Here is a 26,473-nt window from a genome sequence, read left to right as displayed (position 1 = left end):
AAACGAATGAACAAAAAGGACATCGCTAATATTCGAAAGCAATTTAAGTTGAATAACAATCTACTAAGCATACGAGAAATTTTTAATGTTTATGTGAAGAAAGAAACAGGTGAAATCTATCACCATGTCAGTCAACCATTTCAAATGTTAGAACTGGAGGCACAAGAACTATTTTTGCAAAACTTTAAAAAAGTGTTAACAGGTTCTCTCGATAATAAACTATTTGAACTGAAATTTAGGCGTGATGTCGAAGACAGTACCCAAACGATCCTTTTTAATGGTCTCCATGCAAAGGAAACTGAAAATTGGAATGAAACCATGCTGCAAATCGTCGAAAAAATGTTTGCAAATACGGTTTATGAATTTGATACGATGGTGACGTTTATTCGAGGAGAATATCGAAAACCGACTAAAAAACGGGATCTAGAGTCGGAAGAAGGCGGAGATGATGAAGTTTATTCAAACGAGTTTATCCTTTGCAGCCTCAATAAAACAAATCAGCCAAAAAAAGCGTTGCTATTTGATTATATTGAAAAAGAATTTAAATCGAATAATATTCTCGATCCGATAATTGATTTAGCCTCGCCAATGTCAGGCTTTTTATTTCCAGCCTTTCACAACAACGCTGCCGACGTAAATCACATTCTTTACTGTTCAGGGAAAGTCAATCAACCTGATGAGTTATTCATTGAATCTGTTCTTACTTGTGAAGACATTATTACGGCGGTAGAAGACAAAGATAGTTTTGAACAAATCTTAATCAATGTAATGGGAGATGAGGTTGAATCAAGGGTCATATCAAATGTTTATGAGGAAATCGATCGGGTCGTTCAGGCGAACGAAGAAGAAGAGGATGAAAGTGAATCGCCTATGTTAGATTATCGCGATGTTGAACGTATTTTAACCGTTAGCGGGGTAGAGGATGTCGATACTGCTAAGGTGGAACAAGCCTTTAAAAACGTTGTTGCCGACGAAAAGCACGAATTCAAGGCGAGCAATTTAGTTCCGAAAAACATTAAAATCGAGACGAAGGTAGCTAACTTGTCTATCCGTCCTCAAGATTTGAAACATTTAAAATATATAACGTACGACGGAAAACGCTGCTTATTAATTGAAATCGATGAGGACGTCATCGTCGAAGGTTTCAGGTTGGAAACTGGGACACTTTAGTAGGCCTTGAGAAGGTTTTTTCATGAACATGAGCAAATTGAATTGGAATGGAGAGAGGATGGCAAATGGCATCCTCTTATTTATGATGAAGTTCGTTCGATCAAATGACGTTTGCATATTCTTGTTAGTTGTGTTGAATCTATTTTATATTTATAAAAGGAACAAATGATTATCACCTATAAGGAGTCTTTGTCATGTCAAAAAAAACCATTCTTCTTATTGATATGAACTCCTTTTTTGCTAGTGTTCATCAAGCAGAAGATCCATCATTATTCGGGAAACCAATTATCGTCGGCGGTGTTCCGAACAACCGAAAAAAAGGGTTAGTCATCGCGGCAAGCTATGAAGCGAAAAATAAAGGTGTCTATACGACGATGTCTGTTTACGAGGCATTAAAAAAGTGTCCCGAAGCGATCATTGTCGAGCGAAATCATACTTTGTATGGCAGCTACTCAAAAAAAATCATGGACTTTCTCCGATTAATTGGCCCAACAGAAACAGCTAGTATCGATGAGGCTTATGTAGATATAACGGAGCGTGTTCAAAAAGGAACTTCTCCAAAAATGATTGCAACCTATATCCAAAAGATGTTATGGGAAAAATTGAGACTTGGATGCAGTATCGGCTGCAGTAATACGAAAACGTCTGCCAAAATGGCTGCAGATATAAAGAAACCCTTTGGTTATGTTCACTTACAACAGCTGCAATTCTGTTGTTATTTTCATCCACAAAAATTAAGTAAATTGCATGGGTGTGGTCAAAAAACCGAAGAGAAACTAAATAAATATGATATTTTTACGATTGGTGATCTAGCTAAGTCCGATCCTCTTCAACTGAAGCTGATTCTTGGCAAAAGGGGAGAGTGGCTGCAAAAAGCAGCATTAGGAATTGGATCTGACCGTGTCAATCCGGAAAGAGAAAAAGGGGACAAGACGATTGGGAAAGAAAAAACCTTTGCTCAGCCCATTTCTGAACCGGAATTATTGATGAGTTTAGCGAGAAAAATGATTGAATCATTATGCGAGCGGTTGAAGCAGAAAAATTTAAGAGCTGGAACAATTGCGGTCGTTTATAAAACAAAGCGAGAAGAAGGTAGTCATTCAAAAAGTATGACGTTGGATGAAGCAACTTCGGACCGAGAGCAAATCTATCAAGTGGTTGAGAAACTATATGACGACCATTTAAGTGAAATTCCACTCGTGCTTTTTGGCGTTCGGTTTAGCAATTTTAAAGATACAAATTATATTCAGTTAAGTTTGTTTTAATAGGAAAAGCAACTATGAAAACGGCGCAGCATAAAGGTTTAAAAGAGAGATGGATTAAATCATTCTCTCTCGTTAACGATTTTTTTATCAATCCCTTCATGATTGTAACGAAAAGTGAATACTTATAAATAGATAAAGCTTGGTTCATAGTTTTATCGTAGGGAGATCTTTTAGGAGGGGGAAAAAATGATTGAACATCTAACCTTTATTAATTTTTCGCGAGAAAATAGTGAGGCAAAAGTGGCAGAAGTGATTGAAAAAATTAAAGCTTTTAAACGCGAGATTCCCGGAGTTGTTGATGCGCAAGCAGGAGTAAATTTTGCTGAAGGCTATGATTTTGGTCTATCAGTCCGGTTTAAAGATAAACAAGCATTCGAAGAATACATGGTACCGCACCCGAAACATCAAGAAGTGGGGGAATTATTAGGGGAAATGGGAATGAGTGAATATTCAGTTGTCGACTTTGAGTTTTAACCACTAGATAAAAACGGACGTAAGCTATTTTTAGCTGACGTTCGTTTTTATTTATTTTAAAGGAAAATGACACGTCAAAGTCGAAATATATGATTATAGCTTTTTTAGTTTCATTATTTACTAGGAATGCCTTTTGTAAGCGATTTATTTTTAAAAATAAACAAACGAATAAGAACATTTAAACTTTATGGAGGTTGTTTTCATGCCAGTCATCCTAACAAATATGCTAATTGATAAATACAAAAATGGAGAAATCTCATTACGACAGTTTCTAAATGAGTTTATTGATTTAAGTACAGGATCTCAGTTGGACTTAAGTCATTCCTTAGCAAGGATTGATCCGCGAAAATATATTGATATCCCGAACGAATTAGCGCAGTTGCTTACTGATATCGCAATCGTAGATCATCCGAAAAAAATAATTGATATCCATTGTCATACTGGGAAGCTTTTAAGTTATTTTAATCAAGCTGATACCGTTAAAGGATATCATCCGAACGAAGATTTGATTACCCTTGGAAAATTACTCTACCCACAATTGGATTTAAGCGAGGAACTTCCAATTTATAAAGAATTTACCGAGAAATATGATTGTGTCATTTCATGTTTTCCAAGACTAGGCCGGATGTTTTATGAAGGGTTCGAACAAAATATAGCACTAGTCTATTTGAAAAAAGCACTATCTTTGCTAAATGATCAAGGAAAGTTAGTGACATTAGTTAGCAACTCTTTTTTATTTACACATAATGCCCAGGATTTTCGAGACTTTATTCTCCAAAATTATCATGTTGAGATGATTATGAGTCTTGACACTGGCGACGTTCCTGTTGATTTAAAAAACATGTCTCTCATTGTTATCAAAAAAGAAGCCCCTAAAACGTCTGTGTTCATGCCTCATTTCACAAATAATTTTCAAGAAATCAAGGATTGCTATCTTCAAAATAACGGTTTCTCAGTTAATGTAGAAACATTAACAGGTTCAAGATGGGATCCTCACTATTATAATCCACGCTTAAATAAGTTCGACAAGAGGCTAAATAATAAACATATCCGTAAGATTGAAGATATTGCTGATGTCAGACTAGGTTCGATTATTCATAGCAGTAAACGTCTGAAGAGCGGAAACTATTTAATTGTGAAACCAACAAACCTCGAAAATGGTCAATTTAAGGTGTTGGCAGACAATGAATTTCTCACCGACATAACCGAAAATGAATCTGCCAGTATTCTTCAGCCAGGAGATATCATCACCCCTGTTGCACAACATGTTGGTGAAATATATATGTATAAAAAAACAGATCCACCAGCGATTGCCAGCCAACAGATTGTCGTTATTCGTTCGACAGACAATGAATATATTAAAACGTACTTACAAACATCAGGAGGGAGGAAGCTTTTTGACCTTCAAACAACGGTTCGAAAAAACAGAGGAGGATTGAATAAACGCAACTTGTTTATTCGCGATATTAAAAACACGAGAATTCCACTATTACCGATTACGAATTTAAATGCGGTTAGTGATGAAACAATGGAGCACGCCTCTGAAACTAGGTTGTTGGAACTCAAAGACATGCTAATTATGTTAAAAAATAAATTAAGTATGAATGAACGACGAACACAGGAATTAACTACGTTTATTGACAATCGATTGATAAAAATTAACAAGACATTGTCCAAACAAACATCTTTACAAAATGAGCAACCTATAAAAGAGATTCAATCTTCTAGTAGTGTCGACGAAAAGATGATGGTTTTCCTTCAGTTAGCAAACGACATCGAAAAAGATATGAACCAGCTTAAAAATCAAGATGGAAGCTTAAATGAAACCATAGAGCAGCTCGAAGAAAAACTGGATGATACCGTTCGTAAAATGACTGAGTTTCTAAAAGAAAAAAGATAACCAAAGCAACTTCGGTTCTGGTTTGTCTTAGCTAGCGATTGATATTAGTTAGCTAGCAATTTGCTAGGAGGTTTTTATGGGTATCTCTTATGATTCCGAACATCAAATTTTTCATTTGCAAGGAAAAGACGTTAGCTATGTGATGCAAGTGATTCCTAGAGGGTATTTAACTCATTTGTATTGGGGGAAGATGATTCAAGTTTATCGAGGTAGTAATCCGATTCTCTATACTTATCGCGGTGGGTTTTCACCCAATCCAGATTTAACGGATCGTACGTTTTCTTTAGATACGATTCCACATGAGTATCCAGCATATGGGAATGGTGATTTTCGTACCCCCGCCTATCAAATTCAGCTCTCGAATGGTTCAACAGTGACGGACCTTCGTTATCAAACTCATCGTATCTATAAGGGAAAACGGAAATTGCCAGGTTTGCCAACAACTTATGTCGAGGACGATGATGAAGCAGAAACGTTAGAAGTAATCATAATCGACAAGTTAATCAATTTAACCGTTACATTATTCTATACGGTTTATAAATATTTCAATGTAATCACGCGATCCGTAAGATTTGACAACCAAGGGAATGATCCACTTAAAATTCTCAGAGCGTTAAGTAGCAATGTTGATTTCCGTGATAATGAATTCGAATTATTCTCATTATACGGAGCTCACACAAATGAACGGAACATAGCCCGCCGTCCGCTCGCCCCTGGTCTCCATGTGATTGAAAGTCGCCGTGGAGCCAGTGGTCCTCAACACGATCCTTTTTTTGCATTGCTCCGAAAGGGGACGAATGAGGAAAGTGGGGAAGTGTTTGCCTTCCACTTCGTCTATAGCGGAAACTTTTTAGCTCAAGTTGAAGTTGATCAATTTCGGAATACTCGCGCTTCAATCGGTCTCAACTCATTTGATTTTTCTTGGCTGTTAGAGCCGAATGATCATTTTCAAACACCAGAAGCAGTGATGGTGTATTCTTCCCGTGGATTAGGGGAAATGTCGAGAACCTTTCATCAATTATATCGAACTCGTTTATGCCAAGGCATCCACCGTGACCTTTTAAGACCGATTTTAATTAATAATTGGGAAGCAACATACTTCCAGTTTACTGCAGAAAAAATTGAACAGATTGCTAAAAAGGGCAAAGAATTAGGAATGGAATTATTTGTTTTAGATGATGGCTGGTTCGGAAAAAGAGATAATCCAAAAAGTTCATTGGGTGATTGGGTTGTCGATAAACGGAAATTTCCCAATGGTTTAGAAGATTCGGTGCAACGAATTCGCGAGATGGGAATTGAATTTGGTATTTGGTTTGAGCCGGAAATGGTGTCAGAGGATAGTGACCTGTACCGCAAGCACCCGGACTGGTGCTTGCATGTACCGAACCGTCCTCGATCTGTAGGCAGAAATCAATTGGTTCTTGATTTATCTCGTGAGGAAGTATGCGAGTATATTATTGAGGCCGTTTCAAAGATTCTTTCCAGTGCGCCGATAAGTTATGTAAAATGGGATATGAATCGCCATATGACAGAAATTGGTTCAGCTAGTTTACCTCCTGAGAGACAAAGGGAAACGGCTCATCGTTATATGCTAGGACTATATCGAGTCCTTGAGGAAATCACTTCTCGATTTCCAAATGTTCTATTTGAAAATTGTTCCAGTGGTGGAGGTCGGTTTGACCCTGGAATGTTATATTATATGCCACAAACATGGACGAGTGATAATACAGACGCCATTTCTCGTCTTAAAATCCAATATGGAACAAGTTTTCTTTTCCCGTTTAGTTCAATCGGTGCTCATGTGTCAGCTGTCCCTAATCACCAAGTCGGACGAGTGACTTCCCTCGAGATTCGCGGGCATGTGGCAATGTCTGCGAACCTCGGATATGAATTGGATGTAACGAAATTAACAAATAAAGAAAAGGAACTCATTAAACAGCAAATTGTCTATTACAAAGAAATTAGACATATCATCCAATTTGGGCATTTCTACCGAATTCTTAGTCCATTTTCAGGGAATGAAGCGGCTTGGATGTTCGTTTCAGAAGATCAATCTGAGGCAGTAGTTGGTTATTTTAAAATCTTGTCACAACCTGCGCCTCCGATCCGCATTTTAAAATTAAAAGGATTACATGAAGATTTTCTTTATCAGCATGTAGACAATGGGAAAGTATATGGCGGCGATGAATTGATGAACGTTGGCCTAACGATTCCTCGAACGAAAGGGGATTTTATTAGCTTCTTTTGGCGGTTTGTAAAAAACTAATTTAAAAATTTTCCAGCACCAAATTCCAGTGAATAAAACAAGAGCAAGTTAAACATACTATATGTATCGTTGGGTTATAGCCGAGCAGGCAACGAAAGTGTTCTCGTGATGTAGGTTCAAATCCTGCTAGCCCAACCACTATATAGCTATATAAGTGAAAAACGTTGAATTCCTTAAAATGAAGTTCAACGTTTTTCACACATTTCCATCTCCGTAAGTTTTTGAATAGAAATAAAAACGCCGACACAAACTACAATTATCGTTGGGCTATAGCCAAGCGGTAAGGCAACGGACTTTGACTCCGTTATGCGTAGGTTCGAATCCTGCTAGCCCAGCTATTTTAAACGCTGAACTTTACTGAGTTCAGCTTTTTTTATTTTGGATGATTTTCTAGCTTGATATCCATTTTCACGAACAACCGCCTATTGACAAAACTTGCTATCATCCATTAAATTTGCCTTAAGGAAACTTTTTAGGTTTAAATCATTTTAACCGATTTTTTCGGAAGGAAACTTATAGATATAACAGTTTTTTTATTAAAAAGATTGATTTCACTGAATAACAGGAAAGGAAGGTGTCCTTACATGAAACAAAGCCCAAGAATTCAAAAAAAGATCCTTAACTATTCGTTTATATTTAAAGCTATAGGGATTATTGATGAAGGGGATTATAACCGAATGATCAGTCATATGAAGAATAAACGCCAAAATATAAATAGTAAGGATTAACTGATGGATGAATGAATATCGTAATCCTGTGTATAAATATCTCTATTCCCGTATTAGAGAATGATCATTTATATTTCGTTCGTAAATCTTTAAAGAGGTTAATTCGTTATGACAAATAAAAAACTTCGTAAATCTTACTGTTTTTGTGCAAAATGATCCCCCATGTTTGTGGTCTTTCTTACAATCATGGGGGATATTTTCATATACGATTTGACGAATCATTTTTATACCCACCATTTTTTTTGTTAAACAAGTACTAATTCTTTTTCAGCCTCTACAGTTTCTTTATTCATCGTTTCTTCAGGTTGAGTAGCAGTGGGAGTTGTTTTAGCATCATTTAAGCGCCTAATCTTACTCATTTTTATGATATCCTCCACTTCAATTTCCTCATATCCATTGCCATAACAGATCCGATAAATATCAGCAAAGTCAGCCATAGACATTTTTATTTCCTCCCTTCATTTTTATCGGGAAAGCATCTCCCTTAATTTAATTATATCCACTTATAATAAGAAAAAGCGTAGCAAATTTGACTATTTTTTGAATTTTCAAAAACAATCCTTCTCTTTCTCTGATAATGCGGAGAGCTGTTCCTGTAATAAATCAGTTAGGACATGACCAATCAACTCACCTGCCGTTCGTGGTGCCACCTTCCCAGGCAAGCCTAATGCCCACAAAACCTTTAATCCTTTTTCTTTTGCAAATTGAAAATCAGTTCCTCCTGGCTTTGAAGCTAAATCAATAATTAATGAATGAGAACACATATTTACAAGGATTGGTTTGCTAAGAATTAAATATGGGATTGTATTTATACAAATGTCAACATTTGAGACTTCTTTCTCAAGATTATTTAAATGAAAGGCTTTTAACCCGACTTCAGAAACTCGTGCCATATCGGCAGCCTTTCGAACGCCTACGCGTACATTTGCTCCTACAGCTGAAAACACCCGGGCAATTGTTTTTCCAACTCTGCCATAGCCTAAAACAGTGACGTTTGATCCATGAATCGTAAAATCTGTATGTTCAATCGCTAATTTTAAGGCTCCTTCAGCAGTCGGGATCGAGTTATAAATGGCAAGATCATCTCTTTCAAATAGAGCAACGAGTTTTCGATTCGTTACGTCTGCCAGCTGTTTGAGGGAAGGAGTGATGATACCAGTATAAATCACGCAATCTTCACGTGTTTTAGCGAATAGTTCTTTAGTGATTAACATCGATTTATCTGAGTAAGCACTTTCAACCTTTCCTGTATCATTAACCCCTCCAACAGGGAAGAGAATCGCATCTACTTTACGAACATCGACTTCTTGAAATCCTATTTTCATTTGATCAATCTGTTCATCAGCTAATTGTTCAAATCCTACCATGCTTACAGCTCCGCCTTTATTAGCAATCATTTTTGCTATTTCCACTTGGCGATGATCTCCGCCAATAATAATTAACTTAAGTTTTGTTAACATCAATATTCCACCTTTTTAAAAATTTTGCGCATACGTTAAGGTTGTTCCGTAAGAAAGCGAATCAAAGTGCGAACGGCATAAGATTGGTAACGGTCCTTTTTCGCAATAATACCAAGCTCCCAGATTGGGGGAGTGTGCAACGGAATCGCTTTAATGACCTTTTGATCCATTTTTTTATAGATTGATTTTGGTAAAAGGGTGATTCCCAATTGCGCAGTGACAAGTTCGGCGATTAAATCCCATTGTGAGCTTTCGTAAGCGATGTTGGGGTTAAAACCTGCTTCTTTGCATTGCTGAATAATTAAATGATGCAATGCAAATTCCCGATTAAACAAAATAAAGTGCTCATCTTTTAATTCTTCTAGTTTTACTATGTTTTTTTTAGCTAAAGGGTGATTTGTACTTGTATAAACCATGAAATCTTCTCTTATATATGGATAGATATGAAACTTATCAGAATTCGTAGGCAGTACGATGATGCCTACATCGACCTTTCCTTCATCTACTAACTGTTCAATTCGCTTTGCACCTAGTTCAATTAACTCTAACGAAATTTCATCATAAATTTTTCCGAAATTCAAAGCAATCGTTGGGAAAAAAAGCGTCCCAATGAGCGGGGGAATTCCGATTTTTATCGCACCAGTTGGTAAATTCTTTAGATCATCTAGCAGTGTGGTAAGCTCGTTTGTTGCACTTATCATTTTCATTGCTTGCTGGTAAACAATTTCCCCAGCATCTGTTAATACTAATTTCCGTGTAGAACGCTCAAACAATTCTACTTTCAGTTCAGCTTCAAGTTTTTTTATTGATTTGCTTAACGTCGGTTGGGAAACGAATGTATTCACTGCTGCTTTCGTAAAACTTCCATAACTAACCACTTCTGTAAAATAGCGTAAATCCTTTAATTCCATCGTACCACCTATTTATTCTAATTTGGCATAAAAATTATTCCTATTATTCATTTTACTTATAAATGAAAAGCATGTAAACTTTAATTTAAACATAAAAAGAATATTCTAAAAATAAAATTTATGAAACAGACTCAAAAAAACAGACAGCAGGAGGAATAAAAATTGGCAAACAACGATGTCGTGATTGTAAACGCTAACAGGACGCCAATCGGTTCCTTTGGAGGCAGTTTAAAAGACGTAAGTGCCGTTCAATTAGGAGCTACAGTAATAAACGCAGTGCTTGATTCTGCTGGAATTGAAGGAAATCAAGTGGATGAAGTGATTATGGGGAATGTCCTTCAAGCAGGTTTAGGACAAAACCCTGCCCGACAGGCACTAATCCAAGCTGGTTTGCCTGAGTATGTTCCAGCTTTAACGATCAATAAAGTATGTGGATCAGGATTGAAGGCTGTGCATCTTGCAACCCAAGCGATTATCGCGGGAGAAGCGGACATCATCGTGGCTGGTGGGATGGAAAATATGAGTCAAGCACCTTACTTATCAATGGGAGCAAGGAATGGTTTACGGATGGGGAATCAAAACCTGATTGACAGCATGATTCATGACGGATTATGGTGTGCCTTCAATGATTACCACATGGGTGTAACTGCAGAAAATATATGTGAAAAATACAAACTGACACGAGAAGAGCAAGATGAATTTGCCGCCTTGAGCCAGCAAAAATCATTGCAAGCGATTGAGAACGGGAAATTTAATGACGAGATTACTGCTGTCGAAATTCCTCAGCGTAAAGGAGATCCGGTTCTTTTTGATAAAGATGAGTATGTAAGACCTGGAACGACTGCAGAGAAATTAGCAAAATTAAAACCAGCGTTTAAAAAAGACGGGAGTGTCACCGCTGGGAACGCTTCAGGAATCAATGATGGGGCGGCAGCGGTTCTCGTCATGAGTCGCAGAAAAGCAGAAGAATTGAATTTAACGCCGCTAGCAACTATTCGGGCAAATGCCAGTGCCGCCATTGACCCTAGTGTGATGGGGCTCGGTCCAGTGCCGGCAACGAAAAAAGCATTAGAAAGGGCGGGCCTTACAATTGAGGATGTAAATCTTATTGAAGCAAATGAGGCGTTTGCTGCCCAAGCGTTAGCGGTCGGAAAAGAATTACAGTTCCGAAAAGAAATTTTAAATGTCAATGGAGGAGCTATTGCATTAGGACATCCAATTGGTGCTAGTGGAGCGAGAATCCTTGTAACACTTGTTCACGAGTTAAAACGACGGAATGAAAGGTACGGCCTCGCTACCTTATGCATTGGTGGAGGTCAAGGAGTTTCTACGATTATCGAAAACGAACCGGGAGGGAAATGAAAATGAAGAAAATTTATACTAGTTTTGAAGATGCTGTTAGTGAAATTAAAGACGGAATGACGTTAATGGTTGGGGGTTTTGGGCTTGTTGGAATTCCAGAAAATCTAATTAAAGCCCTTCGTGATAAAAATGTGAAAGACTTGACCGTGATCTCAAATAACTGTGGAGTCGACGATTGGGGTCTTGGTCTTTTACTAAAAAATAAACAAATCAAAAAAATGATTTCTTCCTATGTTGGCGAAAATAAAGAGTTTGAGAGACAAGTATTAAGTGGGGAGTTAGAGGTTCAACTCGTTCCTCAAGGATCGTTAGCAGAGAAAATTCGGGCAGGTGGCGCTGGGATTCCTGCTTTTTACACCCCTGCCGGAGTAGGGACACCGATTGCCGAAGGAAGAGAAACAAGAGAATTTAATGGGAAACAATATTTACTTGAAGAAGGATTAACCGCTGATTTTAGTTTGATCAGAGCATGGAAGGCCGATAAGATGGGAAATGTTGTTTATCGAAAAACAGCACAAAATTTTAATCCAATCATGGCGGCTGCAGGAAACGTAACCATTTGTGAAGTCGAAGAATTAGTAGAGGTCGGTGAGCTGGCCCCAGATGAAATTCATACACCAAGCATTTATGTTCAAGGTCTAATCGTTGGTAAACAAGAAAAACGAATTGAACGTTTAACCGTTCAGTCTAAATAAGGAGGAGGATGAACTATGACGAAAAACGTAAGAATCAAAATTGCTCAAAGAGCAGAAAAAGAAATTTTCGATGGTTCCTATGTAAATTTAGGAATTGGAATGCCGACGATGGTAGCCAATTATATTTCTGATGATAAAAACGTCGTTTTACAATCCGAAAATGGGTTATTAGGAATTGGGCCTTATCCTACAGAAGAAGAAGTGGATCCCGATTTAATCAATGCTGGAAAAGAGACGGTGACGGCCATTAAAGGGGCATGTTTCTTTAGCAATGCAGAATCGTTCGCAATGATTCGTGGAGGTCATATTGATGTCGCGATTTTAGGTGGAATGGAAGTAGCTGAAAACGGCGATTTGGCGAACTGGATGATTCCGGGCAAAATGATTAAAGGCATGGGCGGTGCGATGGATTTAGTACATGGTGCGAAAAAAATCATTGTCATTATGGAGCATGTAAATAAAGCGGGTCAAGCGAAAATTTTAAAAGAATGTTCCTTGCCACTAACCGGTCAAAAGGTGGTCAACAGAATCATTACGGACCGTGCTGTCATTGATGTGACAGGCGAAGGGCTAAAGTTGGTTGAAGTCGCTGAAGGATATAGTGTTCAAGATGTCATTGACTCAACTGAACCAAAATTGATTGTCTCTGAAGATTTAAAAATAAATGCTTATTAATGTCGTTTAACCCCGCTCGAACTAAGAACGGGGTTTTTCAATGGAATGCACAAATTCCATACGACGGATTCAATAGGAATAACGTTAAAAATCTTTTTTTATGAATCCTTAACTTTCGACTTGTTATATAACTCGTTTTATTTAATAATGTCCTTATGATTTCTATTATAAATATTACAAACTTAATAATATGATAATTTCATAAGGAAAGTAGGTATATAAATGAAACTAAGGGTTTCAGCTGTTCAATATCATCTCCACACGATTCATTCTTTCGACGAATTTGCCAAACAGGTTGAACATTATGTAAAAACAGCTGAGGAGTTTTCCGCTGATTTCATATTATTTCCCGAATTTTTTACGACTCAGCTACTGTCAATTCAAAATCAATTTGGGGAAGCATTAACCATTGACGAATTACCTAATTTTACAGAACAATACCGTTCTTTATTTACAACGCTGGCTATAAAGACGAATATGCATATCATTGCTGGTACGCATGTTATAAATAAAAATGGCAAGCTATACAATGTTGCTCATCTGTTTTATCCGGATGGAAGGGTGGCTGAACAAGCGAAACTTCATATTACGCCGACAGAAGTGAATGAATGGAATATGAGCGCTGGTGATGATTTGCATGTGTTTGAAACGGAAAAAGGAACAGTGGCGATGTTAACTTGTTATGACATCGAGTTTCCTGAAATTGTTCGCATGGCAAAAGCAAAGGGAGCTGATGTGATTTTCTGTCCGTCATGCACAGATGATCGTCACGGCTTTCATCGCATCCGCTATACAAGCCATGCTAGAGCGATTGAAAACCAAATATATGTTGTCACAACAGGTACAGTCGGTTCGCTTCAAACCGTTGATTTTATGAGAGGAAATTTTGGCCAAGCAGCTGTGATTACTCCAAATGATGTTCCTTTTCCGCCAAAAGGCATTTTAGTTGAAGGAGAAATCAATCAAGATATGATTGTCACTACAGATCTCGATTTAGAATTACTCTATCAAGTTCGCAGCCATGGCTCAGTGACAACTTGGCGTGACCGGCGCACAGATCTTTACCCAGATTGGGAGAAACAAAAAGTAGAGGTTTAATTTAGGAGGTTGGATAATGTACCGGAAAGAGATTTATGTTTTTCGTGAAAATCAACCTGTTCCAGCTATCATTCGCAACTATCAGACCGAGGATTTTTCAGATTTAATTCGCATTCAACAGGAGAGTTTTCCTCCGCCTTTCCCATCTGAATTGTGGTGGAATCATGATCAGCTTATCAGCCATGTTAAGCTTTTTCCAGAAGGAGCACTATGTGTTGAAATCGATGGCAATATTGTTGCTTCAATGACGGGGCTCATTGTCGATTTTGACCCACAACATCCGAACCATACTTGGGAAGGGATTACAGATAACGGCTATATTTCCACCCATAACCCAAACGGAAATACTTTGTATGTTGTTGATATTTGCGTTCGTCCAACGTACCGAACATACGGATTGGGAAAGTGGCTTATGCAGTCAATGTATGAAGTTGTTGTTCATTTACAATTAGAACGTTTGCTCGGTGGAGGCAGAATCCCTGGGTATCATAAAGTGGCCGATCATCTGACAGCAGAGCAATATTTGGAAAATATCTTAAAAGGACAATTGAAAGATCCTGTTATCACTTTTCTATTGCGATGCGGCCGTACACCTGTAGGAGTTATCGCGAACTATTTAGAAGATGAAGAATCGCATAATTATGGGGTCCTCATGGAATGGAAAAACCCATGGTATAGCAAGTAAAGGAGATCAAGTCAGATCTCCCTTTTTAATGTTTCTTAAGCTTTAATAGGTTGGGATTTTGAACAAAATGCAAAGGAATTGTGATAAAACTATGTATTATCGTTACAAACATGAAATCTTTAAAAATCGGACACAGGAATTTGAATTTTTCTATGCTATTGTTAGTGTAATAATTAGCAAACTAACACATATTCATTGGAGGGGTTTGAATGAGCTGTGGATGTTCATCAAAATTAAAGGATGGTAAAGCGATCGTCGATCATGTGAAAAGCAAAGGCAAAGACAGCATTGTCCCGGCAGTGGCACATGAAATTAATTGTGAGTGCGGAGAAACGTTCACATTAGAAAGAGTCATAATGAACTGTCCAAATTGTGAAATGACTTACGCTGTGACACCATGTAGTTCAGATGATCGTAACAAAATTAAACTTGCCGGAATTAACTATGCATAGTAAATGATGGAGTGAATAAGTAGTTTGGTCAGAAAAAAAGGCGAACAGAATTTGTTCGCCTTTTAATGTTTGACAGCGGAGGAACAGTAACACGTTGCAGCGATAAACTTTTAAGCTATTAAACCTCATTTTTCGACATTATCTCTAGTAATACCTTACTAACAACTCTTTGTGGTATGATAATTATAAATAAGAAAAGGTAGTTGGAGGGATCGTATGAAACAAATGAAAGTTTTCTTGCTGTTGACCATTTTCTTCTTAGTATTAGCAGGTTGTACAAATGCTGAAAACCCAGAAGAAACAGACACGAATGATGAAGTCAGCGAAGAAAATAATGTAGAAGAGCCGGAGACAAATGATGAAGGAACAGATGAGCAAACACCTTCTGATGATGGGGCTGTAGGTGACGAAGACAATGAACAATCATTCTATGAAATCCGGTTAAATGGTGAAACGGATGAAATAGAATTGATCGATCCAGAAGGAAAAGTGACCGTCTTGGCAGAGGGACCGTCTACAAATCCCGCTATGTCAAACGACAACAGCAAGGCGGTTTACATTTCCCCAGTTGAGTGGGAAGTGGATAGCAGTCTTTATTTAGTCGATTTAGAAACTGGACAACAAGAGAAATTGATTGGTACTGAGAACAACTTAAAACCTAAAAACGTAATCTGGCATGATGATAACCATCTTTTTGTTATTATTGGCTTTTCACATGGAACAGTTGGGATCGGTGGCGAAATTTATTATGTAAAGATTGAATCAGGTGAAAAAATCCAACTTACTGAAGACGAGCGAGTTGAAATCACAGATTTCCATATTGATCAAAATATTCTTTATTATGAGGGGATCAAATATATTGATGATATTATGAACGAATATGAAGAATATTCAAATGAGCTCCCTTTAAATACATTAGATGAACAAATCGAAAAGGCTGAATAATCTCTCGTAAAATCCGTGGATTTCTTTTCCATTCCGTCGGGTTTTAGACAATCTTAGAACTAAGGATTTAGCAGACTAACTATTTATTGTCATTTTCAAAGACTCGATGAATTTCGAGTCTTTTTTTATCGTTCAAATGATATGATAGAGTGAAATGGAAACGATTGGATATTAGCATTACCCCTTAGGAAATTTACGGATTTTTTAACAACTGGGGAAGAAACCAAGCTAAATGTATGAGGAGGGAAAACATGAAGCAGAAAATTCAGGTGATAAAAACAAAGCTTCTTGCCCCAAAATACAAGGAAGAAAATATTAGAAGGGCTCAATTAACAAAGAAGTTAAAAACGCTTTCTGATTATTCGCTTACGATTGTTCATGCCGGTGCAGGTTATGGGAAAAGTACAGCCTTAGCTTTGTATGTTCACGATGAACGCTTGCCTTTTTGCTGGTATTCAATTTCTGCATCTGATGACGATATTCATCCATTTTTAACTTACATAATCTCCTCAATTCAAACGATTGTTCCAAACTTTGCTACTGAATTATCCGAGTACTTAAGTCAAATCGATCCGTACATTAGTAAAGAGCAATTAAATACACTAAGTTCTTTATTTATTAATGAAGCTGTTTCTATCAATCATGAGATTACAATCGTTTTAGATGATTATCATCATGTTGAACATTCTTATCAGATAAACTATTGGATGGAAATGGTGATTGAGCATCTTCCAGACCATTTCCACTTTATTCTCTTAAGCAGAAGCAGACCAGGATGGAAATCATTGTTAAAAATGAAAACGAGCCATCAGTTTCTAGAAATTACGAAAGATGATTTAGTATTTACAAAGGATGAAGTGGCGTTATTATTATTGGAATATTATGACATTTCCTTAACTCAAGAACATTTGAACAAGATTTATGATTTAACTGAGGGATGGGCGATTGCATTAGGGTTGATCGCGCAACAGTTGCATGATAATCAGAATGTTGAGGCGTTTATACAAAAGTCTATGAACACGATCGATCATTTATTTCCTTATTTAGCAAGTGAAGTATTTGAAAAACAACCTCCGCTCATCCAGGAATTTCTTGAGCAGACAAGTGTATTTGAAGAGCTAGATCAGGAAATTTGTGAAACGGTATTAGGTTTTACAAACACAGTGGCAATCCTTCAGCAAATATCAGAACAAAATTTATTCATTCAAAAAATGGATGATCACCAATATCGTTACCATGCGTTGTTTAAAGAATTTTTAGAAACACAGCTAAAAAAGCATCACCCGCATCAGTTTCAGCTGTTACACGAACGTTGTGGCCGCTATTATGAAACGAGAAAACGATTTGAACTTGCGTTATTTCATTTTCAAAAAATCAATGATTATCAAGCTTCAGCTGCGCTGTTAACAGAGTATGGAATCATGATGCTTGAAAGCGGAAAACTTGAAAGTTTGAATGCCCTGTTAACAAAGATTCCTGAGGAGGTGAAGGATCGCTATTTTCACCTTTGGTTTTTACAAGGGGAAGTTTTTCGCTATCGCTCTCTTTATCAAGAAGCGGAAACTTGTTATGATAAAGCGATTATTGGTGCCGAAAAAAAAGGAAAACCAAGAGAAAAAAGTAGAGCACTAGAAGGGAAAGCAAAAATCTATTTAGATACAATCCAACCGGATATAGCTGACCATTTTTTACATTCAGCGATTGAAATTCTTGAGAAAAGCCACTTACATTCTGAAGCAGATGCTGGAAAGTTATATCAATTGCTAGCGGAAAACTTACTTAATTTAGGAGAAGCATTGAAAGCAGAAAAATGGATGAAGCTAGCCCAGAAGATTAATGGTCATCAAGTGGACCTTCATTTAGAAGCTCGCTTATATTTGCGAACAGGACGCATTAAATTGGCACAAAAAACGTTGCTAGAAAAAAAGCAGAAACTGCAGATTCATTTGCCGCAATCTCATCGTGAGACCGACCTTTTATTAGCGTTAATTGAGGTTTTGCAGGGAAATGGCTTAAAAGCAAAGAGATTAGCTCAAGTAGGAATCAACTATGGGATGAAAATTAACTCTCCTTTTGTTGAAGCATGTGGTTGGATAAGAATGGGTCATGCTGTCCAGATTCTCGAGCAATATGAACAGTCATTGGCCATTCAATGCTATGAAACAGCATTGAAAATTATGGATGACCTTCACATTGACCGAGGCAAAGCAGAGCCATTAATGGGTTTATGTCTGTTATACGGAAGGAATGGGGACTACGACAAAGCGATTGAAGCGGGAAATCGCGCTTTAAAAGAAACGGAAAAAGTAAAAGATCTATGGCTTTCTAGCTTAATCACTTTAAGTATGGGGATTGCGGCTGTTTATCACTTACAGAACTCTGAAGCGATTGCCTATATTAAGAAAGCAGAAAAGATGTTCAGGCAATGCTACGATGAATACGGAAAAATGCTTTCCTACTTATGGCTCGCATACTGTACTGAGGGCTCAGATCATGAAAAATATATCGATTTATTGCTAAAACAAGTTGAAAAAGGAAAAAATGAATTTATTTTTTATCATCGGACGATCTTTGGCCCTAAAGATTTACGGATGTTTGCTCCGATGTTAATTAATGCGGGGAAGAGGATATCCTCATCTTCATTTTTTTCCAAGTTATTAGCAAATATGAACCTCCTACATCTTAATTCCCATCCTGGATACACATTGAGAATTAAAACATTAGGTTCCTTTCGTGTGTGGCTAGGTGAAAACGAAGTAGAAGAGCGAGCGTGGCAGCGTGAGAAGGCGAAAGAGTTGTTGCAGCTGTTTACGACTAGTCCATTCACATTGTTTCCTAAAGAGGAAATTTTCCATAAGCTGTGGCCTAATCTAGATGGAAAAAGCGCCGCTACCGATTTTAAAGTAGCACTAAATGCTCTCAATAAAGTGCTGGAACCGAATCGAAAGGCACGGGAAACTCCATTTTTTATAAAAAGAGAAGGTTCAGCTTATGGTTTGAATTTCGATGCCGGAATTGAACTGGATTCTGTTCTTTTCGGAAAATGGGTTGGTCTTGGGTTTGAGGAGGAGAAAGATGAGTATGTCATCCAATCCCTTGAAAATGGACTGCAAATGTACAAAGGTGATTATTTACGTGACCGGCGTTATGAAGATTGGTGTTTGAATGAAAGGGAGCGTCTGCAAGTTCTATTTTTAAGGGCAGCGGAAAAACTAGCACAGCTATATGTGAGAAAAGAAGATTACGAAAAAGCAATCTATTGGTGTGAAAACATACTAGAAAAAGACTCTACATGGGAAGAGGCTTATCGGTTGCTGATGTTTTGCTATTACCGAAAAAATAATCGTCCGTATGCAATTAAATGGTATAAGAAATGCTGTAAAGTTCTTGAAGATGAACTAGGCGTTCCACCGCTTGACCCGACACGTCATATGTACGAAATGATTCTTTCTGCTGAACAATCGATTTCTCCACTTTAGACATCCTGTTTTCAGGGTGTCTTTTTGTTTCTGATCATAAAATTCTCTTCCTTTTCACCATTTATGATTCATCGCAATCGATTTGTAACTCAATTGTAACCTCGCCTATTTATGATCATGTCAAGGCTTTAAACAAATACAAGGGGGAATGAAAATTGAATTCTTTGAGACGTCGAGTTATTTTTGTCTGCGTGTTTGCTTTTATTCTGATTTTCGCAAGTGCCTGTAGTTCAAAGGAAACAAAATCTGAAAATGGGAACAGCGGGGATGAGAGTAAACCGATTAAAGTCGGCTTATTAATTTCGCAGACAGGGGGGCTAGAAGCATACGGAAAACAAACATTAAGGGGCTTTGAACTCGGGTTAGAATACGCAACGAACGGAACAAATGAAGTAGCGGGCCGGAAAATTGAATTTATTGTTGAAGATACCGAAACGAAACCTGAGGTAGCCGTTAAAAAAGCAACGAAACTTTTAGAAGATGATGAAGTCGACTTTTTAGTTGGTTCTTCAAGTTCAGGTGATACTTTAGCGGTTGTCCCTCTAGCGGAAGAATATCAAAAAATTATGATTGTTGAACCAGCAGTTGCTGATAGTATTACCGGTTCAGAATTTAATCGGTATTTGTTCCGAACGGCACGAAATTCCTCGCAAGATGCCGTTGCTGGTGCTGCGGCAATTGCCGGAGAAGGAGTGAAAATTGCCACTTTTGCTCCAGATTACTCCTTTGGTTGGGATGGTGTATCTGCTTTTAAAGAAGCAGCTGAGAAACTGGGTGCAGAAATTGTCCATGAAGAATATGCCGACCCTTCGGCGACAGATTTCACATCAAATATTCAAAAAGTAATTGATTCTAAACCTGATTATTTATTTGTCGTTTGGGCAGGCGCGAATTCTCCATGGAATCAAATCGGGGATATGAAAGTTCAAGAAAGAGGCATTAAAATTTCTACTGGTGCACCTGACATCGCAGCATTAGCGACAATGCAGCCGCTTATTGGCATGGAGGGCTTTTCCGTTTACTATCATGATTTGCCAAACAATGAAATCAATGATTGGCTTGTTCAGGAGCATACGGCAAGATATAACGGGGACGTACCTGATCTCTTTACACCTGGCGGAATGACTGCGGCGATGGCAATTGTGGAGGCGTTAAAGAAGACAGAAGGCGACACAGATGCAGAGTTGCTTATTGAAACGTTGGAGGGAATGAGCTTTGAAACACCTAAAGGAAAGATGACCTTCCGCGCTGAAGATCATCAAGCATTACAAACTTTATATGCAATTAAGCTTGAAGAGAAAGATGGGGTTGCTTATCCTGTTCCGGTGCTCGTGCGAGAACTATCACCAGAAGAAACAGCTCCCCCTGTACGGAATTAGTCTATTAATGATGAACTTCGGTTTACGAACCGAAGTTCACTATTTCTTAAACTAAAGGATAGTGGTGATAACATGGCGTTGATTGAAACGAAAGATTTAACGATTCACTTTGGGGGACATACAGCTGTTGATCATGTCAATATTTCAGTGGACGAAAACCATTTTAAATCAATCATCGGACCGAATGGGGCAGGAAAAACAACATTTTTTAATTTATTAAGCGGACAGCTAACACCGACAAAAGGTCAGATTCTTTTCCAGGGTGAAGAGATTACAAAGCTGTCACCGACAATGAGAACAAGAAAAGGAATCGGCAGATCCTTTCAAATTACAAATATTTTTCCAAATTTGACTGTTTTAGAGAATGTCAGACTTGCGGTTCAGTCCCATGCACAGGTCCGCTATCAAATGTTATTTTCATTCAAGAAATACAAGGAACTGGAAGAAAAAGCAGTCGAATGGTTAGAACTCGTGTTACTTGATGAAAAGAAAGACATGCTTGCAAACAATTTAGCTCATGGAGAAAAACGGAAACTAGAAATCGCGATGTTGTTAGCACTCAACACGGATGTTTTACTATTAGACGAACCGACAGCAGGAATGTCATTGGAGGAAGTCCCAGCAATCCTTGAAGTGATAAAAAAAATTAAGGAGAAGGGGGACAGAACGATTCTCCTAATTGAACACAAAATGGATATGATTATCGATTTGTCCGATTCAATTATGGTGTTATTTAATGGCAGATTACTAGCTGACGGTACTCCGGAAGAAATTATGAACAATGAAATCGTCCAGTCCGCGTATTTAGGAGGGATTTACGATGACCATGCATCTCAAGCTTAACGATATTGAAACGTCTATTGGACAATTTCATATTTTACAAGGAGTTTCATTTGAGGTACGGAAGGGAGAGGTAACGGTCCTACTTGGACGAAATGGGGCCGGAAAGACAACGACATTGAAAACGATTATGGGAATCCATCAAGCGACAAAAGGGCATATCGAATTCAATCATGAGGAAATTCAAACGTTACCGACCTACAAGATTGCCCAAAAAGGAATTGGCTATGTTCCGGAAGATCAAGGAATCTTCGCTTTCTTAACGGTTGAAGAAAATATGAAAGTTGCGATGAAAAGTGAAAATGAAGAAACGAAAGAACGACTGAATTACATTATAGAATTATTCCCAGATTTAAAAACATTTTGGAAAAAGCCCGGTGGACTTTTAAGCGGCGGACAAAAGCAGATGCTCGCCATCGCCAGAGCCTATGTCAATGAGAATGAGCTGCTGTTAATTGATGAACCAAGCAAAGGGCTCGCACCGATTATTGTTGAAAAAGTAATGGAGTCAATTATTGAGATGAAAGAAAAAACAACAATCTTGTTAGTAGAACAAAACTTTGTGATGGCGAGTACAATTGGCGATCAGTTTTATATTATTGACGACGGAAAAACGGTGCACAACGGACCGATGCAACTGTTAAAAGAAGATGAGGAAATGAGAAGAAAGTATTTAGGGATTGCCTAAGTAAAGGAGAGGCCTTACATGGAGCTATTTGTGAATTTAGCGATAAATGGTTTAGCAACCGGGATGCTGATTTTCTTACTTGCGGCAGGTTTGACACTCATTTTCGGATTAATGGATGTGCTGAACTTTGCGCATGGCGGATTATTTGCCTGGGGAGCTTATAGTGGAACATGGATTTATATAACAACTGGGAGCTTTTTCATCGGCATCATCGGTGCAATTATCACTGGTTTGATCCTTGGGTTTCTAACGGAAAAATTTATTATCCAGCCTGTATACGGAGATCATGTTCAACAAATCTTAATTACTCTAGGTCTTATGCTTGTTCTTACCGAACTATTAAAAGTTTTTTGGGGACCAAATCAAATTTCAGCTGTTGCTCCTGAGATTTTAAGGGGCAGCTGGGAAATTGGCAATATCCTCATTATTAAATATCGTTTGTTTATTATTATTGTCGGTTTCCTCGTATTTTTTACCGTCCAGTATATTTTGAAAAATACGAAAATTGGGCTAGTTGTCCGTGCTGGCGTCATGAACAAAGAGATGGTCGAGGCACTTGGCATTAATATTAAAAAAGTGTTTATGCTCGTGTTTATGATTGGCGCGGCGATGGCGGCATTAGCTGGGGTGCTGATTGGCCCTTATTCGGGGGTCATTCATGCTGAAATGGGAATGGAATTTGCGATTCTTGCTTTTATTGTCGTCGTAATTGGCGGCATGGGGAGCTTCCCTGGCTCGATATTAGCAGCCATTCTCGTCGGTTTATCAGGTTCATTCATGGCATATTATGTCCCAGATTTATCTTTAGCAGTGAATATGCTGTTAATGGTCGTCGTCCTTATATTCCGTCCGCAAGGCTTATTTGGATTAAAGGGGTGAGGAAATGGTAAATAACCGGAAAAATATTCTTTATATCATCATTACTGTCTTGCTCCTTCTATTCCCGTTCATTCATGATTCTCGAACAATGATGATTTTATTTACGCAGGTTTTTATCTTTGCAATCTTTGCAATGAGCTATGACTTGCTTTTAGGATATACTGGAATCGTATCTTTTGGTCATGCGATGTTTTTCGGAATTGGTGCTTATACAGTGGGTATCTTTATGAAACAATTTGAACCAACGATGCCTTACTTTTTCATGGCTGTCCTTGTCACAATTGTGCTAACCGCTGCCCTTAGCTATGTCGTTGGTTTACTAACATTGCGCTTGAAAAGTCATTTCTATGCAATGCTCACGTTAGCATTTGCAGGATTATTTTTAGTGCTTGCCGAAAAATGGAGAAGTCTAACGTTTGGAAATGACGGCTTTACATTTAGAACGCCAGAAATCTTTCGCGATCGTTTCGATTTTTATTTAATTTGTCTCATTTCGATGGTCGTTGTCTTTGTTCTGCTTACTCGTTTTACTCACTCACCATTAGGGCGAATCTTACAAGGAATTCGCGAAAATGAACAGAGGATTGAGTCACTCGGATACAATGTCATTCATTATAAAATCATAGCCAGTATTGTTTCAGGAGTCATTGCCGGCTTAGCTGGGATGTTGTATGCGCTGTCGTTGCGTTTTGTTAATACAAGTGTATTTACGATTGAAATTACGTTAGATGCGCTGTTAATGACGATTATTGGCGGCGTAGGAACACTTGTTGGGGCCATTGTTGGAGCAGGGCTTATCGAGTTTGCCCACCACGGGCTAACTCAGCTTGCGAAGGTACATTGGATTTTCGAACGGTGGATTATTCTTTTTGGAATCATTTATATTTTAGTCGTTATGTTTTTTCCAAAAGGAATTATCGGAACAATCACGACGATGAAACGAAAACCGAAAAAAACAGTAACTGTAAAAAAGAACAAGAAAGATGCGTCAGGGTGAGGAGGAAATAACGTGGAACAAGAACATTTAGCCTCTTTTATCATTCGCTTCCATCTAGTTGGCATGGATGAAGCTACACACAAAAAACGTTGGCGAATTAAAGTAACCAATGTACAAGCAAACAACGACACATTGTTTGAAACGATTGAAGATGCAATGCTCTACTTAAAAAGCATGACAGATTACTCCTAAGATTGAGGTGACAGCATTGAATATTGGAATCTTAAGTATGGCCACTTATCTTCCAAATCATTATATGACGAGTAAAGCAATTGCAAAACTAGCAGAAATTCCAGTCGAAATTATCGAGGGAAAAATGGGAATTAAAAAAAAGACAATCCCAGGTCCTGATGATCATACGTGTGAAATGGGGATAAAAGCAGCAAAAAAGGCGATAACAAAGGCTGGAATCGATCCGTTATCAATTGATTTAATTATTTATATCGGTGAAGAATATAAAGAATATCCATTATGGACGGCAGGAATAAAGCTGCAAGAAGCAATCGGTGCGAGTCAGGCATGGGCTTTTGATGTAAGTCAACGGTGTGGAACGACCATTATGGCGTTAAAACTTGCCAAAAACATGATGTTGGCTGATGGTAAAATCAATACAGTGCTGCTTGCAGGCGGGTATCGAAATGGGGACTTTATCAATTATAAAAACCCAAGAACGAGGTTTATGTTTAATCTCGGTGCTGGCGGCGGTGCGATTCTGTTACAGAAGGGAATTGACGATAATCATATTATGGAAACTGAAATGATTACTGATGGCTCTTTTTCTGAAGATGTAGTTGTTGTAGCTGGAGGGACGAAATATCCAATTACACTCGATAACCTGAATTTATATCAATTAGATGTCCTTGACCCTGAGGGCATGAAAGAGCGTCTTGAAAAAAAATCGATGGATAATTTCTTGAAAGTCATCCGAAAGTCTGTGACAAACAGTGGCTATCAAGAAAAAGACATTGATTATATTGGTCTCCTCCATATGAAAAGATCGGCCCATCAGAATGTTTTAAAAGAACTTGGTTTGTCTGACACCCAATCTATTTATCTCGAAAACTATGGCCATATTGGTCAAATTGATCAAATATTATCATTAGAATTAGCTGATCAAGCTGGCAAATTACAGGATGGTTCGGTTGTCGTTTTAGTAAGTGCTGGGATTGGTTATGCCTGGGGTGCAACAACTATTCGCTGGGGAAAGGGTGATTGAGATGAACGTAAAAATGAATAAAGTTAAGCTTGCTAACGGGGAAACGCTTGCGTATCGGGAAAGAGAAGGTGGCGGGAAAAATGTCTTGCTCATTCACGGCAATATGACATCGTCCAAACATTGGGATTTGCTCATTGAGCAAATGGACCCAGCTTTTAAAATCTATGCGCTTGATTTGAGAGGCTTTGGTCAATCAAGTTATCATTCTCCGGTTACATCGATTAAAGATTTTTCAGATGATTTAAAATTGTTTGTTGATGAAATCGACTTACAAGATGTTTCAATCATCGGCTGGTCAACAGGAGGTGCTGTCGCGATGCAATTTGTCGCCGATTATCCTGGTTATTGTGACAAACTGGTCCTGCTCGCCTCGGCGTCAACGCGAGGATATCCATTTTTTGCTCTGGCTGCAAACGGACTGCCAGATTTTAATCGTCGCTTGCAAACATATGAAACCGTGAAAACCGATGGCAAAACGATAGCGATTCAAGGGGCATATGATACGAGAAATCGTGAGTTACTGAGATCAACTTGGAATATGTTGATTTATACTAAAAACCAACCTGATGCAAGGCGGTATGAAGAATATATCGATGATATGCTTACACAAAGAAACTTGGCAGAAGTCTACCATAGCTTAAATACATTTAACATTAGTGCGTTTAATAATGGCCTAACTGAAGGAACAAATCAGGCGAAAAATATTCATATTCCAACACTTGTCCTGCGCGGGAATCGCGACCTTGTCGTCGCTGCCCATATGGCAGAGGAACTTATGAGTGACATCGGAGACAACGCGAAATATGTTGAACTAAAAGATTGCGGGCACTCCCCATTGGTCGATGATTTAGATCAATTAAACGATGTAATAGCTAATTTCTTAAGGGATTAATGACGAAGGAGAGATTA

Annotated in this window: 24 protein-coding genes and 2 tRNA genes; 23 read left to right on the top strand and 3 right to left on the bottom strand. The window is 38.1% G+C overall.

The genetic code is table 11. The features are described 5' to 3' along the window. Nucleotides 1-6: 6 nt before the first annotated feature. From GNT69_RS14900 to GNT69_RS14870, 7 genes are all read left to right on the top strand, one after another. Nucleotides 7-1,170: a DUF4317 domain-containing protein gene (locus tag GNT69_RS14900; protein ID WP_203555766.1), complete on the top strand. Its 1,164-nt coding sequence runs from the start codon at nucleotides 7-9 to the stop codon at nucleotides 1,168-1,170. 194 nt (nucleotides 1,171-1,364) lie between these two features. Beyond that, a complete protein-coding gene (locus GNT69_RS14895; protein WP_203555765.1) occupies nucleotides 1,365-2,435 on the top strand; it encodes a Y-family DNA polymerase in 1,071 nt (356 codons plus the stop codon). Between the two features lie 186 nt (nucleotides 2,436-2,621). Then, nucleotides 2,622-2,909 (top strand): Dabb family protein, encoded by a 288-nt coding sequence (locus tag GNT69_RS14890; RefSeq protein ID WP_203555764.1) that lies wholly within the window; start codon nucleotides 2,622-2,624, stop codon nucleotides 2,907-2,909. 202 nt (nucleotides 2,910-3,111) lie between these two features. Continuing rightward, a complete protein-coding gene (locus tag GNT69_RS14885; protein ID WP_203555763.1) occupies nucleotides 3,112-4,809 on the top strand; it encodes a restriction endonuclease subunit S in 1,698 nt (565 codons plus the stop codon). 76 nt (nucleotides 4,810-4,885) lie between these two features. Beyond that, complete coding sequence (locus GNT69_RS14880; protein WP_203555762.1) at nucleotides 4,886-7,075, top strand: alpha-galactosidase; 2,190 nt, start codon at nucleotides 4,886-4,888, stop codon at nucleotides 7,073-7,075. A gap of 70 nt (nucleotides 7,076-7,145) precedes the next feature. Then, nucleotides 7,146-7,213 (top strand) — tRNA-OTHER (locus GNT69_RS14875). A 125-nt stretch (nucleotides 7,214-7,338) separates the two neighbouring features. After that, nucleotides 7,339-7,410 (top strand) — tRNA-Gln (locus GNT69_RS14870). A 638-nt stretch (nucleotides 7,411-8,048) separates the two neighbouring features. On the opposite strand, the gene GNT69_RS14865 is transcribed toward GNT69_RS14870, so the two are convergent. From GNT69_RS14865 to GNT69_RS14855, 3 genes are all read right to left on the bottom strand, one after another. Next, complete coding sequence (locus GNT69_RS14865) at nucleotides 8,049-8,246, bottom strand: hypothetical protein (protein WP_203555761.1); 198 nt, start codon at nucleotides 8,244-8,246, stop codon at nucleotides 8,049-8,051. Between the two features lie 105 nt (nucleotides 8,247-8,351). Continuing rightward, nucleotides 8,352-9,263, bottom strand: coding sequence for a dipicolinate synthase subunit DpsA (gene dpsA, locus GNT69_RS14860; protein ID WP_203555760.1), 912 nt, complete (start codon nucleotides 9,261-9,263; stop codon nucleotides 8,352-8,354). A gap of 35 nt (nucleotides 9,264-9,298) precedes the next feature. Further along, the gene (locus GNT69_RS14855) at nucleotides 9,299-10,174 is read right to left on the bottom strand and encodes a LysR family transcriptional regulator (RefSeq protein ID WP_203555759.1); all 876 of its coding nucleotides are present in this window, start codon (nucleotides 10,172-10,174) and stop codon (nucleotides 9,299-9,301) included. A gap of 162 nt (nucleotides 10,175-10,336) precedes the next feature. On the opposite strand from GNT69_RS14855, the gene GNT69_RS14850 reads away from it, so the two are divergent. The 16 genes from GNT69_RS14850 (at nucleotide 10,337) to phaZ (ending at nucleotide 26,456) form a co-directional block, all read left to right on the top strand. After that, nucleotides 10,337-11,536 (top strand): acetyl-CoA C-acetyltransferase, encoded by a 1,200-nt coding sequence (locus tag GNT69_RS14850; protein ID WP_203555758.1) that lies wholly within the window; start codon nucleotides 10,337-10,339, stop codon nucleotides 11,534-11,536. Nucleotides 11,537-11,538: 2 nt separating this feature from the next. After that, entirely contained in the window at nucleotides 11,539-12,231 is a 693-nt protein-coding gene (locus GNT69_RS14845; RefSeq protein WP_203555757.1) for a CoA transferase subunit A, read from the top strand. Nucleotides 12,232-12,246: 15 nt separating this feature from the next. Next, nucleotides 12,247-12,906 carry a 3-oxoacid CoA-transferase subunit B gene (locus GNT69_RS14840; protein ID WP_203555756.1) on the top strand — a complete coding sequence of 220 codons (660 nt, stop codon included), beginning with the start codon at nucleotides 12,247-12,249 and terminating at the stop codon, nucleotides 12,904-12,906. A 222-nt stretch (nucleotides 12,907-13,128) separates the two neighbouring features. Further along, complete coding sequence (locus GNT69_RS14835; protein ID WP_203555755.1) at nucleotides 13,129-14,004, top strand: carbon-nitrogen hydrolase family protein; 876 nt, start codon at nucleotides 13,129-13,131, stop codon at nucleotides 14,002-14,004. A gap of 16 nt (nucleotides 14,005-14,020) precedes the next feature. Beyond that, nucleotides 14,021-14,689 (top strand): GNAT family N-acetyltransferase, encoded by a 669-nt coding sequence (locus tag GNT69_RS14830; protein ID WP_203555754.1) that lies wholly within the window; start codon nucleotides 14,021-14,023, stop codon nucleotides 14,687-14,689. 209 nt (nucleotides 14,690-14,898) lie between these two features. Further along, on the top strand, nucleotides 14,899-15,141 hold the full coding sequence (locus GNT69_RS14825; RefSeq protein ID WP_203555753.1) for a hypothetical protein: 243 nt from the start codon (nucleotides 14,899-14,901) through the stop codon (nucleotides 15,139-15,141). Between the two features lie 216 nt (nucleotides 15,142-15,357). Next, nucleotides 15,358-16,086, top strand: coding sequence for a DUF4652 domain-containing protein (locus GNT69_RS14820; RefSeq protein WP_203555752.1), 729 nt, complete (start codon nucleotides 15,358-15,360; stop codon nucleotides 16,084-16,086). Nucleotides 16,087-16,337: 251 nt separating this feature from the next. Then, on the top strand, nucleotides 16,338-19,565 hold the full coding sequence (locus tag GNT69_RS14815) for a winged helix-turn-helix domain-containing protein (protein ID WP_203555751.1): 3,228 nt from the start codon (nucleotides 16,338-16,340) through the stop codon (nucleotides 19,563-19,565). A gap of 155 nt (nucleotides 19,566-19,720) precedes the next feature. Then, nucleotides 19,721-20,944, top strand: coding sequence for a substrate-binding domain-containing protein (locus tag GNT69_RS14810; RefSeq protein WP_481747643.1), 1,224 nt, complete (start codon nucleotides 19,721-19,723; stop codon nucleotides 20,942-20,944). 72 nt (nucleotides 20,945-21,016) lie between these two features. After that, the gene (locus GNT69_RS14805) at nucleotides 21,017-21,787 is read left to right on the top strand and encodes an ABC transporter ATP-binding protein (protein ID WP_203555750.1); all 771 of its coding nucleotides are present in this window, start codon (nucleotides 21,017-21,019) and stop codon (nucleotides 21,785-21,787) included. After that, nucleotides 21,765-22,472 carry an ABC transporter ATP-binding protein gene (locus GNT69_RS14800; RefSeq protein WP_203555749.1) on the top strand — a complete coding sequence of 236 codons (708 nt, stop codon included), beginning with the start codon at nucleotides 21,765-21,767 and terminating at the stop codon, nucleotides 22,470-22,472. The genes GNT69_RS14805 and GNT69_RS14800 overlap by 23 nt, the downstream gene beginning before the upstream one ends. 18 nt (nucleotides 22,473-22,490) lie before the next feature. Next, nucleotides 22,491-23,351, top strand: a complete 861-nt coding sequence (locus GNT69_RS14795; RefSeq protein WP_203555748.1) for a branched-chain amino acid ABC transporter permease — start codon at nucleotides 22,491-22,493, stop codon at nucleotides 23,349-23,351. A gap of 4 nt (nucleotides 23,352-23,355) precedes the next feature. Further along, a complete protein-coding gene (locus tag GNT69_RS14790; RefSeq protein WP_203555747.1) occupies nucleotides 23,356-24,348 on the top strand; it encodes a branched-chain amino acid ABC transporter permease in 993 nt (330 codons plus the stop codon). 12 nt (nucleotides 24,349-24,360) lie between these two features. Further along, nucleotides 24,361-24,540, top strand: coding sequence for a hypothetical protein (locus GNT69_RS14785; protein WP_203555746.1), 180 nt, complete (start codon nucleotides 24,361-24,363; stop codon nucleotides 24,538-24,540). Between the two features lie 37 nt (nucleotides 24,541-24,577). Continuing rightward, entirely contained in the window at nucleotides 24,578-25,564 is a 987-nt protein-coding gene (locus GNT69_RS14780; protein WP_239094266.1) for a 3-oxoacyl-ACP synthase, read from the top strand. A gap of 1 nt (nucleotide 25,565) precedes the next feature. Then, nucleotides 25,566-26,456, top strand: a complete 891-nt coding sequence (gene phaZ, locus GNT69_RS14775) for an intracellular short-chain-length polyhydroxyalkanoate depolymerase (RefSeq protein ID WP_203555744.1) — start codon at nucleotides 25,566-25,568, stop codon at nucleotides 26,454-26,456. The last annotated feature ends 17 nt before the right edge of the window (nucleotides 26,457-26,473 follow it).

Origin of the sequence: Bacillus sp. B15-48 (assembly GCF_016879755.1) — a bacterium.
Taxonomy (GTDB): domain Bacteria; phylum Bacillota; class Bacilli; order Bacillales; family Cytobacillaceae; genus Mesobacillus_B.
This window is presented reverse-complemented; position numbering and strand designations above follow the sequence as displayed.